This is a genomic window from Virgibacillus sp. Bac330 (genome assembly GCF_003667845.1).
Classification (GTDB): domain Bacteria; phylum Bacillota; class Bacilli; order Bacillales; family Amphibacillaceae; genus Virgibacillus; species Virgibacillus chiguensis.
This window is the reverse complement of sequence record NZ_CP033048.1, coordinates 104,814-122,990: the sequence shown is the minus strand read 5'-3', so window position 1 is coordinate 122,990 and position 18,177 is coordinate 104,814. Positions and strand designations below refer to the sequence as shown.

The window sequence follows — 18,177 nt, the reverse complement described above, 5'->3', positions numbered from 1 at the left end:
GGGCGACTAACCCCCGACCTCTCACACCACCGTACGTACGGTTCCGTATACGGCGGTTTCATTTAAGTCCAACGCATCGTTTGATATCGTTTATGTAGACTCTTTAAGCCTAGGTTTGACCAGTATCGATCACCTAATGCTCTATGTAAGATCGGACTTTTAGCTATACGCCAATAAGCCTTTCTCGTGTTTGCCCACTCCCATGCTTTTCCTTTACTAATTCCAAGTTTTATTAAATTCTTGTATTTTGTTTTGACTTTCTTCCATTCTTTCCAGCGTATCATTCGCATCCTTCTTCGAATCCAGCTATCCAAAACTTCAAATATAGAGGGCGTCTCTGCTAGCTGATAGTAGCCTAGCCAACCTACTAAGTATCGATTTAGCTTTGCGATTCTATCCTGCATATTCATAGACTTCTTTCTTGAGGTTAGTTCTCTGACACGCTGTTTAAAGCGTTTGATACTTTCTTTAGAAACCCGAATCTTTGGGTTCTCTTTATGGAATGTGAAAGAAAATCCTAGGAATTTACGCTTCCATGGGCGGTCTACTGCACTTTTCTGTTCATTTACTTTTAATTTGAGTTTTCCTTCGATAAATGTAGTGATACTTTTCATCACTCGCGATCCCGCTCTCCTCGATTGAACATATATGTTACAGTCGTCCGCATAACGGACGAAATGGAGCCCCCTTCGCTCTAATTCTTTATCTAGCTCATCTAAAACGATGTTGGATAGCAACGGACTTAATGGTCCGCCTTGAGGGGCTCCTTCTGTGTTTGGTTGAACGATTCCGTCCTCCATAATGCCAGCTTGGAGATACCTACGTATAAGTTTAAGTACTCTCGGATCTTTGACCTTTTGGCTCAGTTTCCTCATTAATCGGTCGTGATGTACTTTATCAAAGAATTTCTCTAAATCCATGTCTATAACCCAGCGATAGCCATCTTTCATATAGCTTCTCGCTTTCCTAACCGCGTCATGTCCTCGTCTGTTTGGGCGAAAACCATAACTATGTTCAGAAAATGTTGCGTCATAGATGGTTGTTAGAACTTGTGCGATTGCTTGTTGGATGAAACGGTCTAGCACGGTAGGAATTCCTAGCTTCCTCACTCCGCCGTTTGGTTTCGGGATTTCGACACGGCGAACGGGTTGAGGATAGTAGGTACCTGATTCGAGTTGTTCTCGAACGGAAGCCCAGTGTTCCATGAGATGCGCTCGTAGGTTTTGTACGGGCATTTCATCCACACCGTGGCTTCCTTTGTTACGTTCGACACGTTTCAGTGCACATATTAAGTTTTCTCGTGATAGAATGCTTTCCAACATGATATCTAACTCCTACGTGAATGGCTCTTTCTTCTTGTGTGGCAATTTCTCTCAGCCCTTCTAGTGTCCCCCACGGGATTCACCGCTTCCTTCACTAGGAAGGTTTTCTTGTTTCTGCTTCATCAAGTATTGCGTACTCCGAAGCGACCATTCTTCTTCAATGATTCAGCCCTTCCTAGAAATATCTAGTACTACGGCTTCGGCTGACTTCTGACAGTTCAGCGAACACTTACATGTTCGGTTACGGCGTGTGCACCGCTTTTCTGTCAGATCTCCCGGGGTAAGCACACATTCTTCCTCTCCATATCCCCACTTCATTTACTCTGTGTACCCTTTGGCAGTAAGGACTTTGACTTGTTGTGCAGTCTCATCCAAGTACACCTAGCCTTCTATGAAGTTCGTGTTCCTAAGGGCGGAGATTTGCCGCCGACTTCCTTCAGATTCTGGGTCACCCCAGACACCCTTGTCTTAGGCTAACCACTACTACTGCCTTCGTGGTTCGGGACTCGAACCCTAGAGAATGTGTGCATGCCTGGCACACACAAAAAAGCCCGCCCCTAATTATCATTAGGGACGAGCTTAAACCCGCGTTACCACCCTGGTTCCAGAGTTATCGATGTAAACCATATTCTCCGGCACTCATCAACGTACATTTCATACGCGCCTCTATGATAACGGTGAGGATTCCGGAAAAGCTTACTTACAGGATCAGCTTTTCTTCTCGGAGAGGATCTTCAACATAAGTGGAACATTGGCTTACAGCAAGAATGCCAACTCTCTGGAGAACCATCATTACGCTTACTCATTCTCCTCAATGAATGTAGTCGTTTGTTTCATCATTACTATAAACCTATACGAAAGCCTCATTGCTGTCAAGTTGGATAAAGAATTACAGTAAAATTTCTATGCCTGAAGCGAGTTTTGCTTATATGGTATTCCCTATAAATTGTTGGAGGAAGTGAATTTATTTTTAAATTTTCAATTAAAATGGTTGATTTTCTCCAAGAAATATTATATGTTTCATATATGCAACTTTATTAGTTTTAGGTAAATTTTATTCCTTTGGTTATTTTTTTTACCTAAAGGAATAAAGATGGTAGTACAGGTAATTCAACATGCTCTCCCGGGGTGGTAGCCGGGAGAGCGCCCCTTCTTAACGTACACTTTTTTATACTATAGATGAGCGAATTTACGACGAACGGGAGCGAGTTCTGCGCAGGATGAGCGAAGTTACGACGAACATGAGCGATTTACACGCAAGCAGGAGCGAGGTTAAGACGAACATGAGCGATTTCTGCGCGGGGATGAGCGAGGTTACGACGAACAGGAGCGATTTACACGCAAGCAAGAGCGAGGTTACAACGAACGGGAGCGAGTTATGCGCGGGGATGAGCGAAGTTACGACGAACAGGAGCGATTTTCAGCGGGCAGGAGCGAAGTTACGACGAACAGGAGCGATTTCTGCGCGGGGATGAGCGAGGTTACAACGAACAGGAGCGAGTTCTGCGCGGGGATGAGCGAAGTTACGACGAACAGGAGCGATTTACACGCGAGTAGGAGCGAGGTTACGACGAACGGGAGCGATTTCCAGCGGGTAGGAGCGAAGTTACGACGAACGGGAGCGATTTACACGCGAGCAGGAGCGAGGTCTGCGCAGGGATGAGCGAATTTACGACGAACAGGAGCGATTTACACGCAAGCAAGAGCGAGGTTACAACGAACGGGAGCGAGTTCTGCGCGGGGATGAGCGAAGTTACGACGAACATGAGCGATTTACACGCGAGTAGGAGCGAGGTTACAACGAACGGGAGCGAGTTCTGCGCGGGGATGAGCGAAGTTACGACGAACGGGAGCGGATTTACACGCAAGCAGGAGCGAAGTTACGACGAACGGGAGCGATTTCCAGCGGGTAGGAGCGAGGTTACGACGAACATGAGCGATTTACACGCAAGCAGGAGCGAATTCACAACGAACAGGAGCGTTTTCCAGTAACTTATCTCTATACGATAAAACCTAGGAATGGAGGATAAGAAATTGTTCAAACTCATGCGGAAATCCTTACAATGGAGCAGTAGAATTAGTTTATTAACATTTGGAATGGCTTTTGTGTTTGCATGTATATCTACATTATTTCAGGAAGGTGCGGGGTTACTTTTAAGTTTGTTTATTGTATTTGTCTTTATACTAATCGGTATTACCGGAGATACGGTTGGACTTGCTGCAGCTACGTCAAACGAGAAACACTTTCATGCTATGGCAGCTAAGAAAATAACAGGGGCAAAAGAAGCGGCTTTCATCGCTAAAAAAGCACCATTATTTTCCAGTTTATTTAATGATGTAGTTGGGGACATCGCAGGTATTGTTAGTGGTGCAGCTTCTACAGCTGTTGTATTTCAACTCGCTAAATTGATCCGTACTTCAGAAGGATCCATCACTTTCATACTGATTTCTGTTATTTTAACAAGTATCATTGCAGCCCTTACAGTCGGTGGAAAAGCAATTTGTAAAACGATTGCTATCTATCATTCAACAACTATTATTCTATTTACCGGAAGAATGATCTACTACACGAAAGCTACCGTACATATTTTTTCGTTACATCGTCCATACAGATTAAAAGATAAACATTAGAAAACAGCAAATGAGTAATAAAAAAACACTTGGCTGCTCAGCCATTGTACAAGCAGCCAAGTTTCATTTAGATTCACCACTCTTCTTATGTTATTCTTCCGTCTCATATGTGCTTACAGGTGCTTTTTGGATAAACATATTTGGCTCCTTATTAACAATCATGACTAACTCATGCATTGCTCGCGTACAAGCCGTGTAAAACAAAGTTTGATCTGCCTTTGTATAGTTACTATTCGTTGCATCTGGAATAATAACGGCATCAAATTCAATCCCCTTCGCTAAATATACAGGGATGATCAAAACTCCTTTTGATAATGTATACGTTTCTTCATCCAATAAGGTACATGGAACCTCCCCTGTTAACGCATCATAGATATGTTTACTCTCCTGTAAAGATTTCGTAACTAGAGCTATCGTTTCATAGCCTTCATTCATTAGATCCTTTATCTGATGCTTTAACACTTCTTTACGTTGCGTCTCTTCGTTTACATAGATAAGCTTAGGCTTGTTTCCTTCCCGTTCAAATGGTTCAATTTCATGTTCACCCGGGGCAAAATGCTTCGTGAATTGGACGAGTTGCTTTGTAGGGCGGTAGCTTTTTGTTAATGTAATGCGCTCTACCTCTTCTCCATCTTTTAGAAGCAACGGATTTTGTTTCGATACTGGGGCATAAATAGCTTGATTTATATCGCCTAATAATGTCATTCTCGTATGTGGAAATAATTCCGAGATATACGCGAATTGAAAAACTGAAAAATCTTGCGCTTCATCTATGACTAAATAACGTACGGATCGATCCTTCATATCTCCTAATAACTGCCCTTTAAAATACACATATGGCGTTACATCTTCCCATTGCAGACGGCTAGCTTGAATATGTTTCACTGTTTGCGCAGCTATATCCTTCCAAAACTTAGGGAGCTCAGCTTGCTCTGGATAATGTTTAAATAACTGTTCAAATGTTTTTGCGACATCCACAAACGCAAAGTCCTGCACTTCCGCTTTCATACTAGCAAACATTTGATGAACGACGGCCTTTCTTAAAATAGCCTCTTCATCTACCACACTGTCCGCACCTTGTTGTTGCGCTTTATAATACGCTTTAGCATAGGCTTCTTTATCCAACAGCTCTATCTTTTCTCCTACCCAATCCTTCGAAACCTCCTCCTGTTGAATGCTAATTAATTCCTTCAACAGCCAATCCACTACTAGCTCCATTCGGTTTGGTAAAGAAATGGATGATTCCATAGTATAAAAGTAATCAGCGATCGCCTCTTTGGAAATGAGGACTTCTCCGCGAAATAAAACAGGGCGAAAACAAATCCCCTTGTCATGTAAAGTTGCCAAATAGTCATCCACCATTTGTTTAAATGCTAAAGAAGATTTATATTCAATTCCCCACATACGTATTTGATCCGTCATTGTATGTTTATTTGTTAACATGTACTCCATTTGATCAAAAGGAGATTCAACAGAGAAATCATCTCCTACTTTTTTTTGCACAAAGTGATAAAAGGTAGTTTGTTTCACGTTCTCTTCCCCAAGCTCAGGTAATACATTATTAATATAACTTGTAAACAAAGGATTAGGGGAAAACAACATCACATTTTCTGGGTTTAACTGTTTACGGTAACGATACATCAAATAAGCTATTCGTTGTAATGCTGCGGAAGTTTTGCCACTACCAGCAACACCTTGCACCAACAATAATTTACTCTTCTCATTACGAATAATCTTATTTTGCTCTTTTTGAATGGTGGCGACAATATTACGCATCGTTGTACTTGCATTATTACCTAACGCCTCTTGTAACAATTGGTCGCCAATGGTAAGCCCCGTGTCAAACATCGCCTTCATCTTTCCTTGGCGAATAATAAATTGCCGTTTCAAAGAAATTTCTCCAGCGATTTCGCCCGCTAAGGTTTGATAACTTGCTTCACCTAATGCATAGTCGTAATAAAGGCTTGATATAGGCGCTCGCCAATCATAAATGAGGAAGTCCTCCTCTTCTTTATTCATAAGAGAAGCAATGCCAATGTAAATTTTTTCTTTTTCTTCTCCATCTTCTTTAAAATCAATGCGTCCAAAATATGGATTATCTTTTAACTTATTTAATGTTTTTAATTCTTTAGCCAAACTGCCATGAACGGTTTCTTTTTGTGCTAACAGTTCTGCTTGTTGTTTTATACTTGCCTCTGTTTCAATGACATCATCCGGCTCATCCAAATTGACAGTTACATCGTCCCAAAATGTCTTTCTTAACTCGATGACATTTTCTTTTAATTGTGCAGTTTTCTCCAATAATTTGTTTTCTTTCTGATTAATTTCTCCTCGAATACGATCTACACGTTGTTGTTCTTGGAGCAAATCTTTATGCATTTCATGCATTTCCGCAACCCCTTCCCATTTTCCTTGACCCTCTTTTTCAAACATGATATAATGTAAATTAGGATAAATGTATAAAAATCTAAATACAATACTTCAACCTATTTAGCATAGCATCTTTCTGTCTTTGCTTCAATAGGTTTATTTTAATGACTTCCATTATTTACCACTAGACCTCCCCTTGGATTTTAAAACTATGTAATACGTTATATTTTGTAATCCCTACATTCAGTTATTTCCTGTTGCGCAAAAGTTTATTTATAATTTCTCATAAAATACATACACTAAACTAGAATACAACAGGAGGAGGTTTAAAAAACAATGCATACAAATCATTCACAACACCCTATTAAACATGTTAAAAACGAATTAGATAATGTGTTTCAATCTTTTTTTAACGACACTTCGCTTCTCAATCATTCTCCATGGAACAGATTTTTCAGCAGTCCGATTGCATGTAATATGAAGGAAAAGAAGCATGAATATGTCATAGAAGCACAAATTCCCGGAATGGATCCAGCTCATATTGACATTGAGGTAGACCATAATACAGTAACCATTAAAGGCGAGAAAAAAGAAGAATTAAAGACAGAAGACGACAATGATACAAAAATGCACTTTATCGAACATAGCTACGGAGCATTTCAACGTTCATTTTCTCTTCCAAACAATGTAGACAGTAATGCAATTCATGCCGACTATAAAAATGGAATTCTTTATATTCATGTACCCAAAACTGAAGACGACAAGAAGCGGAGCATCAAAATAAATACACATTGATTTTGCACAGTTTAATCTCATAACATGTATGCAGTAATTCTAAAAGCCGATACTACCCACCTTACAGGGAGTAAGATAGTTCGGCTTTTTAACATGCTAAAAAAGTATAGATTTTTTGGTTTATCGTATATGACACATCCGTTTACGCTTTTAACAATTTCGCATTAATCGCAACAATGACCGTGCTTAAACTCATCAGTACAGCACCAACTGCCGGACTAAGTACAATACCTATTGGAGCAAGTACTCCTGCAGCTAAAGGAATGGCAAATATATTATATCCCGTTGCCCACCATAAGTTTTGCAGCATTTTGCGATATGTTTTTCTCGATAAATCCATTAGAGAAACAACATCTTTTGGATTACTTTTCACTAGTACAACATCTGCCGTTTCCATGGCGACATCCGTACCTGCGCCAATCGCTATTCCTAAATCAGCAGTTGCTAATGCCGGTGCATCATTAACGCCATCTCCTGTCATAGCAACCTTCCATCCTTGCTGCTGAATTTCTTTTACTTGGCTCGCTTTATCATCAGGTAACACTTCAGCATATACTTCATCTATACCAAGCTGATCTGCAACCCAGTTCGCCACTTTTTTATTATCTCCTGTTAGCATAATGGAATGAATGTCTTGCTCTTTGAGCGTAGATATTGCTTCTTTTGCTGTTTCACGCACCATATCAGCTAAAGCAATCATCCCAATTAATTGTTCATCTACAAGCACAAACACAACCGTTTTTCCTTGCTCCGACATCTCGTTAAATAGTTCTTTATCATATTCGAGCTGCTTATTATGAACATATTTCGGACTAACTACATGTACTATCTTTCCATTCACTTTCCCTTGAATCCCTTTACCAGTAATCGATTCGAAATCCGTTACTTTGTCCACACGTATTTCTTTCTCTTTCGCCGATTGAACGATACCTGTTGCAATGGGATGTTCAGAATTTTGTTCTACACTGGCGGCATATGCAAGTACATCTACTTCCCTTTGTCCCTCTACCGGCACAATATCCGTTACACCAAATTCACCTTTTGTTAACGTTCCTGTTTTATCAAAAACGATGGCATTTAAATTTCTCGCTCCTTCAAAATTAGCTCGGTTACGAATAAGCAAACCTTTTTTTGCTGAAATGGATGTCGACACAGCAACGACTAATGGCGCCGCTAAGCCCAATGCATGCGGACAAGTAATCACCATAACCGTAACCATCCGTTCCATAGCCACATCAAATGAATACCCAAGTAATAACCAAATAATGAGTGTTACAAAACCAGAAAGTAAGGCAATATAAAACAGCCATTTTGCCGCGCGGTTCGTTAAATCTTGTGTTTTGGATTTCGACTCTTGTGCCTCTTTTACCATCGTGACTACTTGCGACAAGAATGATTCTTCGCCGGTTTTTTCTACTTGAATGGTAAGAGAACCTTCCTTGTTCACTGAACCACCGATTACTTCGTCGTCTATCCCTTTTTCTACGGGGACAGATTCACCAGTTAATAACGATTCATCTACCGCAGATTTCCCATCCCTAATAATGCCATCAACTGGAACTTTTTCTCCCGGTTTTACGATCACATAATCTTTACTTTTTAACTCAGATAATGGTACATCTTGTACATTTCCTTGCTCATCTAATTTGTGCGCTTCATTCGGCATGAGTTTTACCAACTGCTCTAACGCATTAGATGCCCCCATTACCGAACGCATCTCTATCCAATGCCCAAGTAGCATAATATCAATTAGTGTCGCTAGTTCCCAGAAGAAATCTTTTCCTTCCCAACCGAACACTGTAAGAGAACTATACCCATAAGCAACGAGAATCGCTAAACCAATTAAAGTCATCATCCCAGGGTTTCTGTCTTTTAATTCACGAATGGCTCCAGTAATAAACGGCCAGCCACCATAGAAAAAAACAAAGGTCGATAACGCAAATAAAATATATTGATCGAATGGAAATTGCCAATCAACGCCAATAAATTCTTGAATCATTGGGGACAAAGCTAAAATAGGTATCGTAAGGATAAGTGAAATAAAAAACCGTTTTTTAAAGTCATTTACCATATCTCCATGGTCATGACCGCCGTGATGTCCATGATGCTGATGCCCCTCCCCATGACCTTGGTGCGCAATGTTTTCATTATGCGCATGAGTCTGGTGATCATGATGAGAGTGGTCGTTCTGATGATGGTGACCGTAATGTTTGTGCTTATGATCCTCATTTTGTTTCATTATACCCCTCCTACTTCATTTCCTTTTTTAATATAAGTTACAAACTAAATTTTCATACCACAATACTATACCCCCCTACGGTAACTGTCAAACAAAAATTTTTAATTTCTTACTATAAAGTGAAGCTTCTTTCATTCCACTATTAGAGCATTCAAAGAGATAACGTAAAAAGTTCTTACGAAAAAAGGATTTAGGTGCCGTTATTTTCTTTCTTACACTTGTTCAAACTCGTATCTTCAATTTATGAGTCTTACAGCACCTTATATTCAGGATAAAACAATCCCTTTTTAAGACATTGACAAAACATTGCTATTAACATGTTTAAAAACGCATTGCATGGGAAACATACGAACTAAAAGGAGGAAGATAGAATGGCACATCAACAACAAGAGGAATTAATTCAAGCTTTACATGAATGCATGACTGCTTGCAATCATTGCTATGATGCTTGCTTACGAGAGGACAACTTAAACATGATGGCGAATTGCGTTCGTCTAGATCGTGAATGCGCAGATATTTGCAGCTATGTCGAACAAGCACTTACGAAAGGGACGCCATTCGTGTCTGAATTGACTGCTTTATGCGCAACTATTTGCGAAGCTTGCGGCGAAGAATGCAAAAAGCACGAACACGACCATTGTCAAAAATGTGCAGAAGCCTGTTTTAAATGTGCGGAAGTTTGCCGTGCAGCCTAATATATGACTTCATTTTAGCGGAAGGTTCTCCATCCACCGTTTGATAACCAAGCGTTTTGCTAAAGCCCTTAAGAATAAGGAATGTAAGCGCTGGAATCTTCCATTTAAATTTGTTTAAACCACCCAAATTTTGAAGTGGGGATTCTTACAGTGGAAAGCCTAAAGAACGAGTTATAGGAAAAAAACAACAATTTTAAGCACAGATGATGTATATTCTTTTATAAGAACAGGGATAATATTTCATAAATATACATTAACATTTAGCTATTAGTTAAAGTTTTTTCACTACTACGAAAGTATTTTTCTATATAGAAGGAGGTTATAACACATGAACATGAAAAAATGGATCTTCAGTCTAATGGTAATTCTATTCGCAACTGTTTTCGCTGCTTGTGGAACGGATCAAGAAAACGAACAAGATAAGGAAAACACAGATACCAATCAACAACAAGAGGAAAAAAATCAAGAAAACGACTCCAATGATGCAGAAGATAAGGATATGATGCATTCTAGCTCAGGGGAGGTTCCTGACGGGTTAAAAGAAGCAGAAAACCCTAAATTCCCTGTTGATAGTAAAGCGATTATTGAAGCGAGTCATATGGAAGGAATGAAAGGTGCGGAGGCAACCATTAAAGGTGCATACGACACAACGGTATATTCCGTTACGTACACCCCGACAGACGGTGGTGAAAAAGTAAAAAACCACAAATGGGTGATTCATGAAGAATTAAAAGATGTGGGTAAAGAGCCTTTGAAGCCAGGGGATGAGGCAACAATTCAAGCCTCCCATATGAAAGGTATGGACGGCGCTAAGGCTACGATTGATTCAGCAGAACAAACAACCGTTTATATGGTTGATTATACGTCAACAACAACCGATGAAGAGGTTACTAATCACAAATGGGTTACAGAAGATGAACTATCTTCTGTAGAACAATAAGCAGATAGCTACTTTTAAAAAAGATTACTTCAAAGATTATAGGAACAAAGGCTTGGTGCGCCCGGTTAGCAACGTCGCGAGTGGAATCATGCCCCCGCAACAGGAGTATGCCGTCGCCCTCCGGCAAGCCCACCTTTAGTCGGCTTTCCTATTTAGTACGAACCGATGATGACTTAGATTAGGGCGCTGGAGCCGGACGTGGTTAAATAACTTAGTAATTTTATCCACAGCTGCATTTTATAATTTCCTAGGCCATTATAAAGCCTATGAATAAGGATTCCGTGCGAATATGCCACGGAATCCTTTTGCATTCGTTTGTAAAACTTAAGAAATAAACCTTCGAAGTCAGATTAGTATTACGCACTAGATATTATTTTGCTATGATAATACTTCCATTAGCTGTCCTCGCTTTAATAACATGCTCTCCATCTCCAACAACAGCATTCCAATTATCCGTACCAAACACTTCGACACCACCATTACCCGTGCGCAAGTCGTACGTCACATTCGTCGGTTCTTCCTCTACATTTATATCAATACTTCCATTTTCGGTATTCATTTCCATCGATTGATCCAAGGTTTTAGCAGTCAAAGTAATTGATCCATTACTTGTTTCTCCATGCAGGCTTCCGGCTACATCATTCAGTTCAATGCCGCCATTTTGCGTGGAAACTTCTGTCGTGTCAGTTATGACTTCATCCAGCATAATTTCTCCATTTGCTCCTGAGGCTTGTAAGCTTTTTACAGTGAACTTTTTCCCGTGAATTGTTCCATTTTTCGTATCAGCTTGGATCGTTTCATACGCTTTTTGTGGTAAATGTACCGTAAGTGTCAGTGAATCACCTTGGTTAAAAAAACGAAACTTGAATTTTTCCGACTTTTTCCGTACTTTTAACGTATTTTCCTTTTTGTCAATGTCCAGAAATTTTTTATCTGGCTCGTTACTTTTCCCTTTCAGTTCTAAAACGATGTCTGAACCATCAGTAGGGATAATAGTTATTTCTTCATTAATCATATCAAGTTCCAAATTTGTTATTTCATCAGCAGAAAATTCTTCCGTAATATCGACATTTTCTCTAACTAATGATTTAAATGTAAACAAACATCCAACACCCCCTATAATAATGAATATAATAGCAACTAAAATAAGTTTTTTCAATTTACTCATTGTTCAGACCACCTTTGACCATTTTAACATTAAAGTGTAAATACTTCATAAAAGCCTTAAACATATAACGGGTAACATAGTACATGCCGATAATAATAAGAATGCCAATACCTGTTAAGGCAATAGAGACAAATACATCAAATAAAAGCAACGTCTCAGGGTATAAAACGACATTTACTAAAACAACTAACGGAGATAATATAAACGATCCGCCGATTACCCACCCAGAAGCAATCAATGAAACTAAAGCAATAAATGGCCCTAATACAATGACTAAATTGAAGAAACCTAAACCAATAACAGCCCAAACCGCACGAAATACATCCCCCGCATTAGAACTATGATTCACTTTTTCCAAATGGTAGGTTGCTACAAGCTCTTTAGCAACCTGATTCGGAGCCCCTAAAGCAGCGGCAACTTCCCCTTCTGTTTTACCTTCTGCCACACCAACGGAAAAATGCTCTGCAAAATCTTGAAGAATTTCCTTTTGCTCCTCTTTAGGAAGTTTTTTAATACCTGCAGCTAACTTTTTCATAAATACATCTTTATTCAATATGATCACTCTCCTGCAACAACTTATTTACGCCACTAGTAAACTGCACCCACTCATGAATCAATTGATGCAAATAGTCTCTTCCTTTATCCGTCAGACAATAATACTTCCGAGATGGCCCTTCTTTTGATTCTTGTAGATAGGTTGTAAAATATTCCTCTTTTGCAAGCCTTCTTAATAATGGATAAACAGAACCTTCCGAAATAGCGATTCTTTTCGATATTTTATTTGCTAGCTCATAGCCGTAATGATCTTGCTTATCTAATAAAGCAAGCACACACAGTTCCAGAGCACCTTTTTTAAATTGAACATTCATGTAGTTTAAGCACCTCATTTCTTATATTTAACTTTCTACCTTCTGCACTAAAACCATGAACAAAGGCTCGGAGCGCCCGTTCAGCAACGTAGCGACTGGAACGAATCAACGAAAGTTTTAGGAATCATGCTCTTGCAACAGGAGTATGCCGATGCCCTACGGCAAATCCGTTTTTAGTCGGCTTAAAACAATGTAACGAACTAAATCTTTATTCATTAACTTGCACAGGTGTGACGAAGGTATATAATATTCGGCATAGTACACTTTATCACTCACTATTATACATTAATTAGTACCTATATATATAATATACTTTAGTACTGAATATTGCAAGGTACTAAAATAAAGTTTATTGTTTTACCTATGTTAGAAACCAAGCTTCCATAAGCAATGGCTTGAACTTTTTATTATAACCACGAAAAATGGAGACAAAACACTTGGCTTATCGTGAAAGCTTTACTCTATGGTGAAAGCCGTCGTTTCACTTTTATTACACCTTCCCTATAGGAACAAAGGCTCGGGGCGCCCGTTTAGCAACGTGGCGGCTGGAATGACATAAATGAACCTCCGTAAGGCACGAACCGATGATAACTTATCGTAGAGCGATTTCGTGAAGTCGCCTAGTTGCTGGGTGCTAGAGCCGTACGTCGCTATTCCGCTAAATCGGCATCCAACAAAAGCAACAAATTTTATACTTCCTCATTCTTCGAAAAAGAGAGGATACTCCTCTCTTTAACCAGTAAACACATCTTCTTCTGGATACCGAATTGACGATTCCCTTTTTTTAGCAAACACAAACGCCATGGTAAGTGGTCCTATTCGTCCAATAAACATCATAATCATAATGACCTCTTTCCCAAGAGTAGTAAGCTCGCCCGTCAGTCCCATGGATAGCCCTACAGTACCAAAAGCAGAAATCACTTCAAATGCAATCGTTAGAAATGGCGCATTTTCAGTGACTGTCAACATGAAAATAGCTATAAATATACAACTAATACTAATCATCATGATCGAAAGGGCACGAACAATAACGTGAGATTTTATTGTTCGCTTAAACGCTGTTGTTTCATTTTTTCCACGTAAAAACGACATCGTTGCTAGCAACATAACAACAAATGTTGTCACTTTAATTCCGCTACCAGTAGACCCACTTCCTGCCCCGATGAACATCAGTAGCATCGTAACAAGTATAGAAGATTCGTTCATTGCAGCAATATCCAAAGAATTAAAACCAGCCGTCCTTGGTGTTACCGCTTGAAAATACGACCCCCATAGTTTATCAACGAATGAAAAGTTACCAATCGTTTCTGGGTTACTATATTCTAAAACAAATAATATGCATAGAGCAGTAACATTAATAACTAACGTACCAACGAGCATTAATTTAGAATGCAAAGACAATCGATGAAATCCTTTTTTATCCCAAATATCTACCAAAACCGTAAATCCTAGACCACCTGTAATAAATAATCCTGTAATAACAATATTTACTAACGGATCACCTACATATTGCGAGAGGCTGTCAGACCAAAGCGAAAACCCTGCATTATTAAAAGCAGATATGCTATGAAACAAACTATAATTTAACCCGTCAGCCCAACCGTACGTGGGCACCCATTTTACAGCAAGGAATATAAAAGCAATTGCTTCTATCGTAATCGAAAAAATAAATAATAATTTCACAAGACGAAGGAGTCCACCTAGCGAGGTTTGATTTAAATTTAAGGACTCCTGTGTTAACAACCTTTGTCGTAACCCAATCTTTTTACGCATCATCATTAAAATAAGTACAGAGAAAGTCATGAGACCTAGCCCGCCAATTTGCATTAAAAACATAATGACAATTTCTCCGAACAAGGTATAAGTTGAGCCAGTATCAACAACAACTAAACCTGTGACAGTTATGGCAGAAGTAGCCGTAAACCAAGCATCTAACCAAGTTATAGACGTATACGTAGCTACAGGCATTTTTAGCAAGCATGCGCCTACGACAATAAAAAATAAAAACGTCAATGCTAAAATTTGTGGCGGATTACAATGAATAATAATTCCACGTATTGGATGTAATGAGATAATTTTTTTCATCATCCCCACCTCTTTCTATAAGTGAACAGATACCTACGCACATTGCTTAGAAAAACTTAGATCTCACCAAATGTTTATGGCAAAATCACAATACACTCCTATAGTGTCCCCTAAGGCGCTGTTATTTTCCATGCATCCTGCAAAATCTTTGTTAAAGGGAGTGTTACAACACCGATTATTTGAAATAAAAAAAGACCAGCAAAAACACATGGTCTCAAAGGTCGCGATTTCCCTAGGACCTCTCTCCTAATATTACATACGCTTACGAGGTTAGCTGTCGGGTTCGGGATGGAGAGCACCCCTTTCTCTATTATGAGAATTCACCCCAAGGCCGCAATAAATCATTTCTACGACCAAATTCCTGTGGTTCCCCCGTTCAAAACAAGATTCAGCAAAGGTTCATAGTTAATTATGAGTAAATCTTTTAATAAGCTATAATTTACTCCGATTGTATCGGATTGTCAATATTTAATTGTGAACTTCAGCAACTTTTTTACAAACGCAAGCGATTTCCTATCCATCTCATTAACATAAAGCAACCATAAAGAGTTCAATCTCTTTATGGTTGCTTTTTGGCACGCATTAAGCGCAAGGAATTGAATACAACTAATAACGTAGCTCCCATGTCAGCGAGTATAGCTAGCCATAAGGTGAGCCATCCTGGAATAACTAATAAAAGGGCAATTACTTTTAAAAGTAGCGCAAAGCCTATATTTTGTTTGATGATCGTTAACGTTTGTTGACTTAGCTCCATTGTATATGGAACTTTGCTTAAATCATCAGCCATTAACGCAATATCAGCTGTTTCCATAGCGGTATCCGTACCAGCACCTCCCATAGCAACACCGACATCTGCTGCTGCTAAAGCGGGGGCATCATTGATCCCATCTCCAATCATCGCAACCTTGCCGTATTGCTGCTTCAATTCTTTAATTGCTATTAATTTATCTTGCGGCATAAGCTCCGACTTTGTCTCTCTAATGCCTACTTCGCGCCCAATCGCAGAGCCAGTTGCTTGGTTATCTCCTGTAAGTATCACCGTTCGTTTACCTAGTTGGTGCAGCTTTTCAATGATAGACAGACTTCCTTTACGAACTTGGTCGGCCACAGCAATTAAACCTTCGATACGATGATCCGTTCCAAATAGCATCACCGTTTTACCTTGCGTTTGTAATGTGCGAATTTGCATTTGCAATTCTTTAGGAAGATGTGCTTTCCCTTGAAATAAGGAAGGACTTCCAATTCTGTACATAGAGTCATTCACTGTTGCTTGGGCGCCCTTCCCCGTAAAAGACTGAAAATTTTCTGCATGTAAGTTATTTACATTATCTGCTTTAGCTTTTCGTAATATAGATGAAGCAAGTGGATGCTGTGAGTAAGTTTCAATCGCTGCTGCATGCGCTAACACGTCTGATTCTGACATATCTCCAAAGGAAATAACTTCTGTAACAACAGGCTTTCCCTCGGTTATCGTGCCTGTTTTATCAAAAGCAACTACATCTATTTTTCCTGTTTCTTCTAAATGAATGCCACCTTTAATTAACACACCATGTCGAGCAGCATTGCCAATTGCTGTTACAATAGCTACAGGAGTAGAAATAACCAACGCACACGGACATCCTACGACTAATACCGCTAGCCCGTTATAGATCCAATCAGACCACGTTGCACTAAACAACAATGGTGGAATCGTAGCCACCAACATAGCAATAACGATAATGGCTGGAGTATAATATTTCGCAAAACGATCGACAAATTGTTGAGAAGGCGCTTTTTCCGCCTGTGCTTCCTCTACTAAATGAATAATTTTAGCAATTGTGGTATCTTGCGCATATTTGGTAACACGCACTTCCAAGGAACCCTCTTCATTCAAAGTACCAGCAAATACTTCATCACCAGCCTGTTTAAACACAGGGATAGATTCACCAGTTATGGTTGCTTGATTAATAGACGATTCTCCTTTAAGAACTTCGCCATCCATGGCAATTTTCTCACCTGGTTTAATCACCATGACATCATTCACTTGTACATCCTTGACATCCATTTCAATTAGCTCATCGCCCCTACGAATTGTTGCACGATTTGGGGCAATATTCATTAATGAACGAATGGATTGCCGAGCCTTCTCCATGGAATATCCTTCTAGCGCTTCACTTACAGCAAATAGAAAGACAACGACAGCACCTTCTGCCCATTCTCCAATAATAGCAGCACCTATAACTGCAATCGTCATTAACGTTTTCATGTCAAATTCAAATCTAGCTAAGTTTTTAAAGCCAGTACGAAATAGCTTCCAACCCCCGATTAGAATAGCAGCTGCAAATGTACTTACTGTTGCAAGATTACTTTCGCCCACTTGAAAGAAAAACACATATCCAAGTGCAGTGAATAAAAAGGAAAATAACGTCGTCAAATTACTTTTCTTTTTCCAAAACGATTGCTTATCTTCCGTTAATCGCTCTCTTTCTGGAAAGACTTTAATATCATCAAAAGCTCCAGCCGCTTCCAACTGTTGCACAGAAGCTTCGCCTTGCACTATAACTTTCGATGCACCAAAATTTAGTTGCACGTCGTCAACGGTTTCAATGGCACGAATATTTTTTTCAAACTTTGCTGCACAATTTGTGCATGATAACCCTCGCAGACGATAAACGTTTTTATTCTCTTCCACGATCGACACCTTCTTTTGCATGAACTGTAGCTATTGTTACGAGCTGATGCACATGCTCATCCTCTAAAGAATAAAAAACAAGTTTTCCTTCTTTTCGATGTTTCGCCAGCCCCATATTCTTTAACAAACGTAAATGATGCGATGCAGTTGCCTTCGTTGCACCAATAATCGTAGCTATATCACATACACATAACTCTCTTTCTAGTGTAAGCGCATAAGCAATTTTTAATCTTGTCGCATCAGCCAACGCTTTAAATATTTGTTCAACCCCATCCATCTTATCTATTTTAGGACGAATTCGGCTTACCGTATCCTCGTCATAACAAAACGTCTCGCAAACGTCGATTGGTTTTTCTTTAGAAGCGCCCATAATTTATCCCCCTAATAATCAA

At 39.5% G+C, this 18,177-nt stretch carries 13 protein-coding genes, 1 riboswitch and 1 other annotated feature; of the genes, 4 read left to right on the top strand and 9 right to left on the bottom strand.

Annotation, left to right across the window (positions count from 1 at the left end):
* Positions 1 to 62: 62 nt before the first annotated feature.
* Positions 63 to 1,325: a group II intron reverse transcriptase/maturase gene (gene ltrA, locus D9780_RS00550; RefSeq protein WP_121638889.1), complete on the bottom strand. Its 1,263-nt coding sequence runs from the start codon at positions 1,323 to 1,325 to the stop codon at positions 63 to 65.
* Positions 1,326 to 1,888: 563 nt separating this feature from the next.
* Positions 1,889 to 2,146: a binding site (T-box leader), on the bottom strand.
* A gap of 1,210 nt (positions 2,147 to 3,356) precedes the next feature.
* Here ltrA and D9780_RS00535 point away from each other — a divergent pair.
* Positions 3,357 to 3,953: a hypothetical protein gene (locus D9780_RS00535; RefSeq protein WP_116278476.1), complete on the top strand. Its 597-nt coding sequence runs from the start codon at positions 3,357 to 3,359 to the stop codon at positions 3,951 to 3,953.
* Between the two features lie 90 nt (positions 3,954 to 4,043).
* On the opposite strand, the gene helD is transcribed toward D9780_RS00535, so the two are convergent.
* Positions 4,044 to 6,341 carry an RNA polymerase recycling motor HelD gene (gene helD, locus D9780_RS00530; protein ID WP_162985748.1) on the bottom strand — a complete coding sequence of 766 codons (2,298 nt, stop codon included), beginning with the start codon at positions 6,339 to 6,341 and terminating at the stop codon, positions 4,044 to 4,046.
* Positions 6,342 to 6,659: 318 nt separating this feature from the next.
* Between helD and D9780_RS00525 the strand changes: the two genes are divergently transcribed.
* On the top strand, positions 6,660 to 7,118 hold the full coding sequence (locus tag D9780_RS00525; protein ID WP_073009660.1) for an Hsp20/alpha crystallin family protein: 459 nt from the start codon (positions 6,660 to 6,662) through the stop codon (positions 7,116 to 7,118).
* Positions 7,119 to 7,260: 142 nt separating this feature from the next.
* Here the strand turns inward: D9780_RS00525 and D9780_RS00520 are convergent, their stop codons facing one another.
* Positions 7,261 to 9,357 carry a heavy metal translocating P-type ATPase gene (locus D9780_RS00520; protein ID WP_121638885.1) on the bottom strand — a complete coding sequence of 699 codons (2,097 nt, stop codon included), beginning with the start codon at positions 9,355 to 9,357 and terminating at the stop codon, positions 7,261 to 7,263.
* Positions 9,358 to 9,728: 371 nt separating this feature from the next.
* Between D9780_RS00520 and D9780_RS00515 the strand changes: the two genes are divergently transcribed.
* Positions 9,729 to 10,052, top strand: coding sequence for a four-helix bundle copper-binding protein (locus tag D9780_RS00515; RefSeq protein ID WP_121638884.1), 324 nt, complete (start codon positions 9,729 to 9,731; stop codon positions 10,050 to 10,052).
* Between the two features lie 334 nt (positions 10,053 to 10,386).
* A complete protein-coding gene (locus tag D9780_RS00510; protein WP_121641392.1) occupies positions 10,387 to 10,992 on the top strand; it encodes a DUF1541 domain-containing protein in 606 nt (201 codons plus the stop codon).
* Positions 10,993 to 11,362: 370 nt separating this feature from the next.
* Here the strand turns inward: D9780_RS00510 and D9780_RS00505 are convergent, their stop codons facing one another.
* From D9780_RS00505 to D9780_RS00480, 6 genes are all read right to left on the bottom strand, one after another.
* Positions 11,363 to 12,160, bottom strand: coding sequence for a DUF4097 family beta strand repeat-containing protein (locus D9780_RS00505; RefSeq protein WP_121638883.1), 798 nt, complete (start codon positions 12,158 to 12,160; stop codon positions 11,363 to 11,365).
* Positions 12,153 to 12,713 (bottom strand): HAAS signaling domain-containing protein, encoded by a 561-nt coding sequence (locus tag D9780_RS00500; protein ID WP_121638882.1) that lies wholly within the window; start codon positions 12,711 to 12,713, stop codon positions 12,153 to 12,155. The genes D9780_RS00505 and D9780_RS00500 overlap by 8 nt, the downstream gene beginning before the upstream one ends.
* Complete coding sequence (locus tag D9780_RS00495; RefSeq protein ID WP_073009642.1) at positions 12,706 to 13,029, bottom strand: PadR family transcriptional regulator; 324 nt, start codon at positions 13,027 to 13,029, stop codon at positions 12,706 to 12,708. The genes D9780_RS00500 and D9780_RS00495 overlap by 8 nt, the downstream gene beginning before the upstream one ends.
* 732 nt (positions 13,030 to 13,761) lie before the next feature.
* The gene (locus tag D9780_RS00490) at positions 13,762 to 15,114 is read right to left on the bottom strand and encodes a TrkH family potassium uptake protein (RefSeq protein ID WP_077706311.1); all 1,353 of its coding nucleotides are present in this window, start codon (positions 15,112 to 15,114) and stop codon (positions 13,762 to 13,764) included.
* 244 nt (positions 15,115 to 15,358) lie between these two features.
* A riboswitch (cyclic di-AMP (ydaO/yuaA leader) is annotated at positions 15,359 to 15,518 on the bottom strand.
* Positions 15,519 to 15,673: 155 nt separating this feature from the next.
* Positions 15,674 to 17,785, bottom strand: a complete 2,112-nt coding sequence (locus tag D9780_RS00485) for a heavy metal translocating P-type ATPase (protein WP_121638881.1) — start codon at positions 17,783 to 17,785, stop codon at positions 15,674 to 15,676.
* Positions 17,772 to 18,155, bottom strand: a complete 384-nt coding sequence (locus D9780_RS00480; RefSeq protein WP_073009612.1) for an ArsR/SmtB family transcription factor — start codon at positions 18,153 to 18,155, stop codon at positions 17,772 to 17,774. Before D9780_RS00480 ends, D9780_RS00485 begins: the two co-directional genes overlap by 14 nt.
* Positions 18,156 to 18,177: the final 22 nt, after the last annotated feature.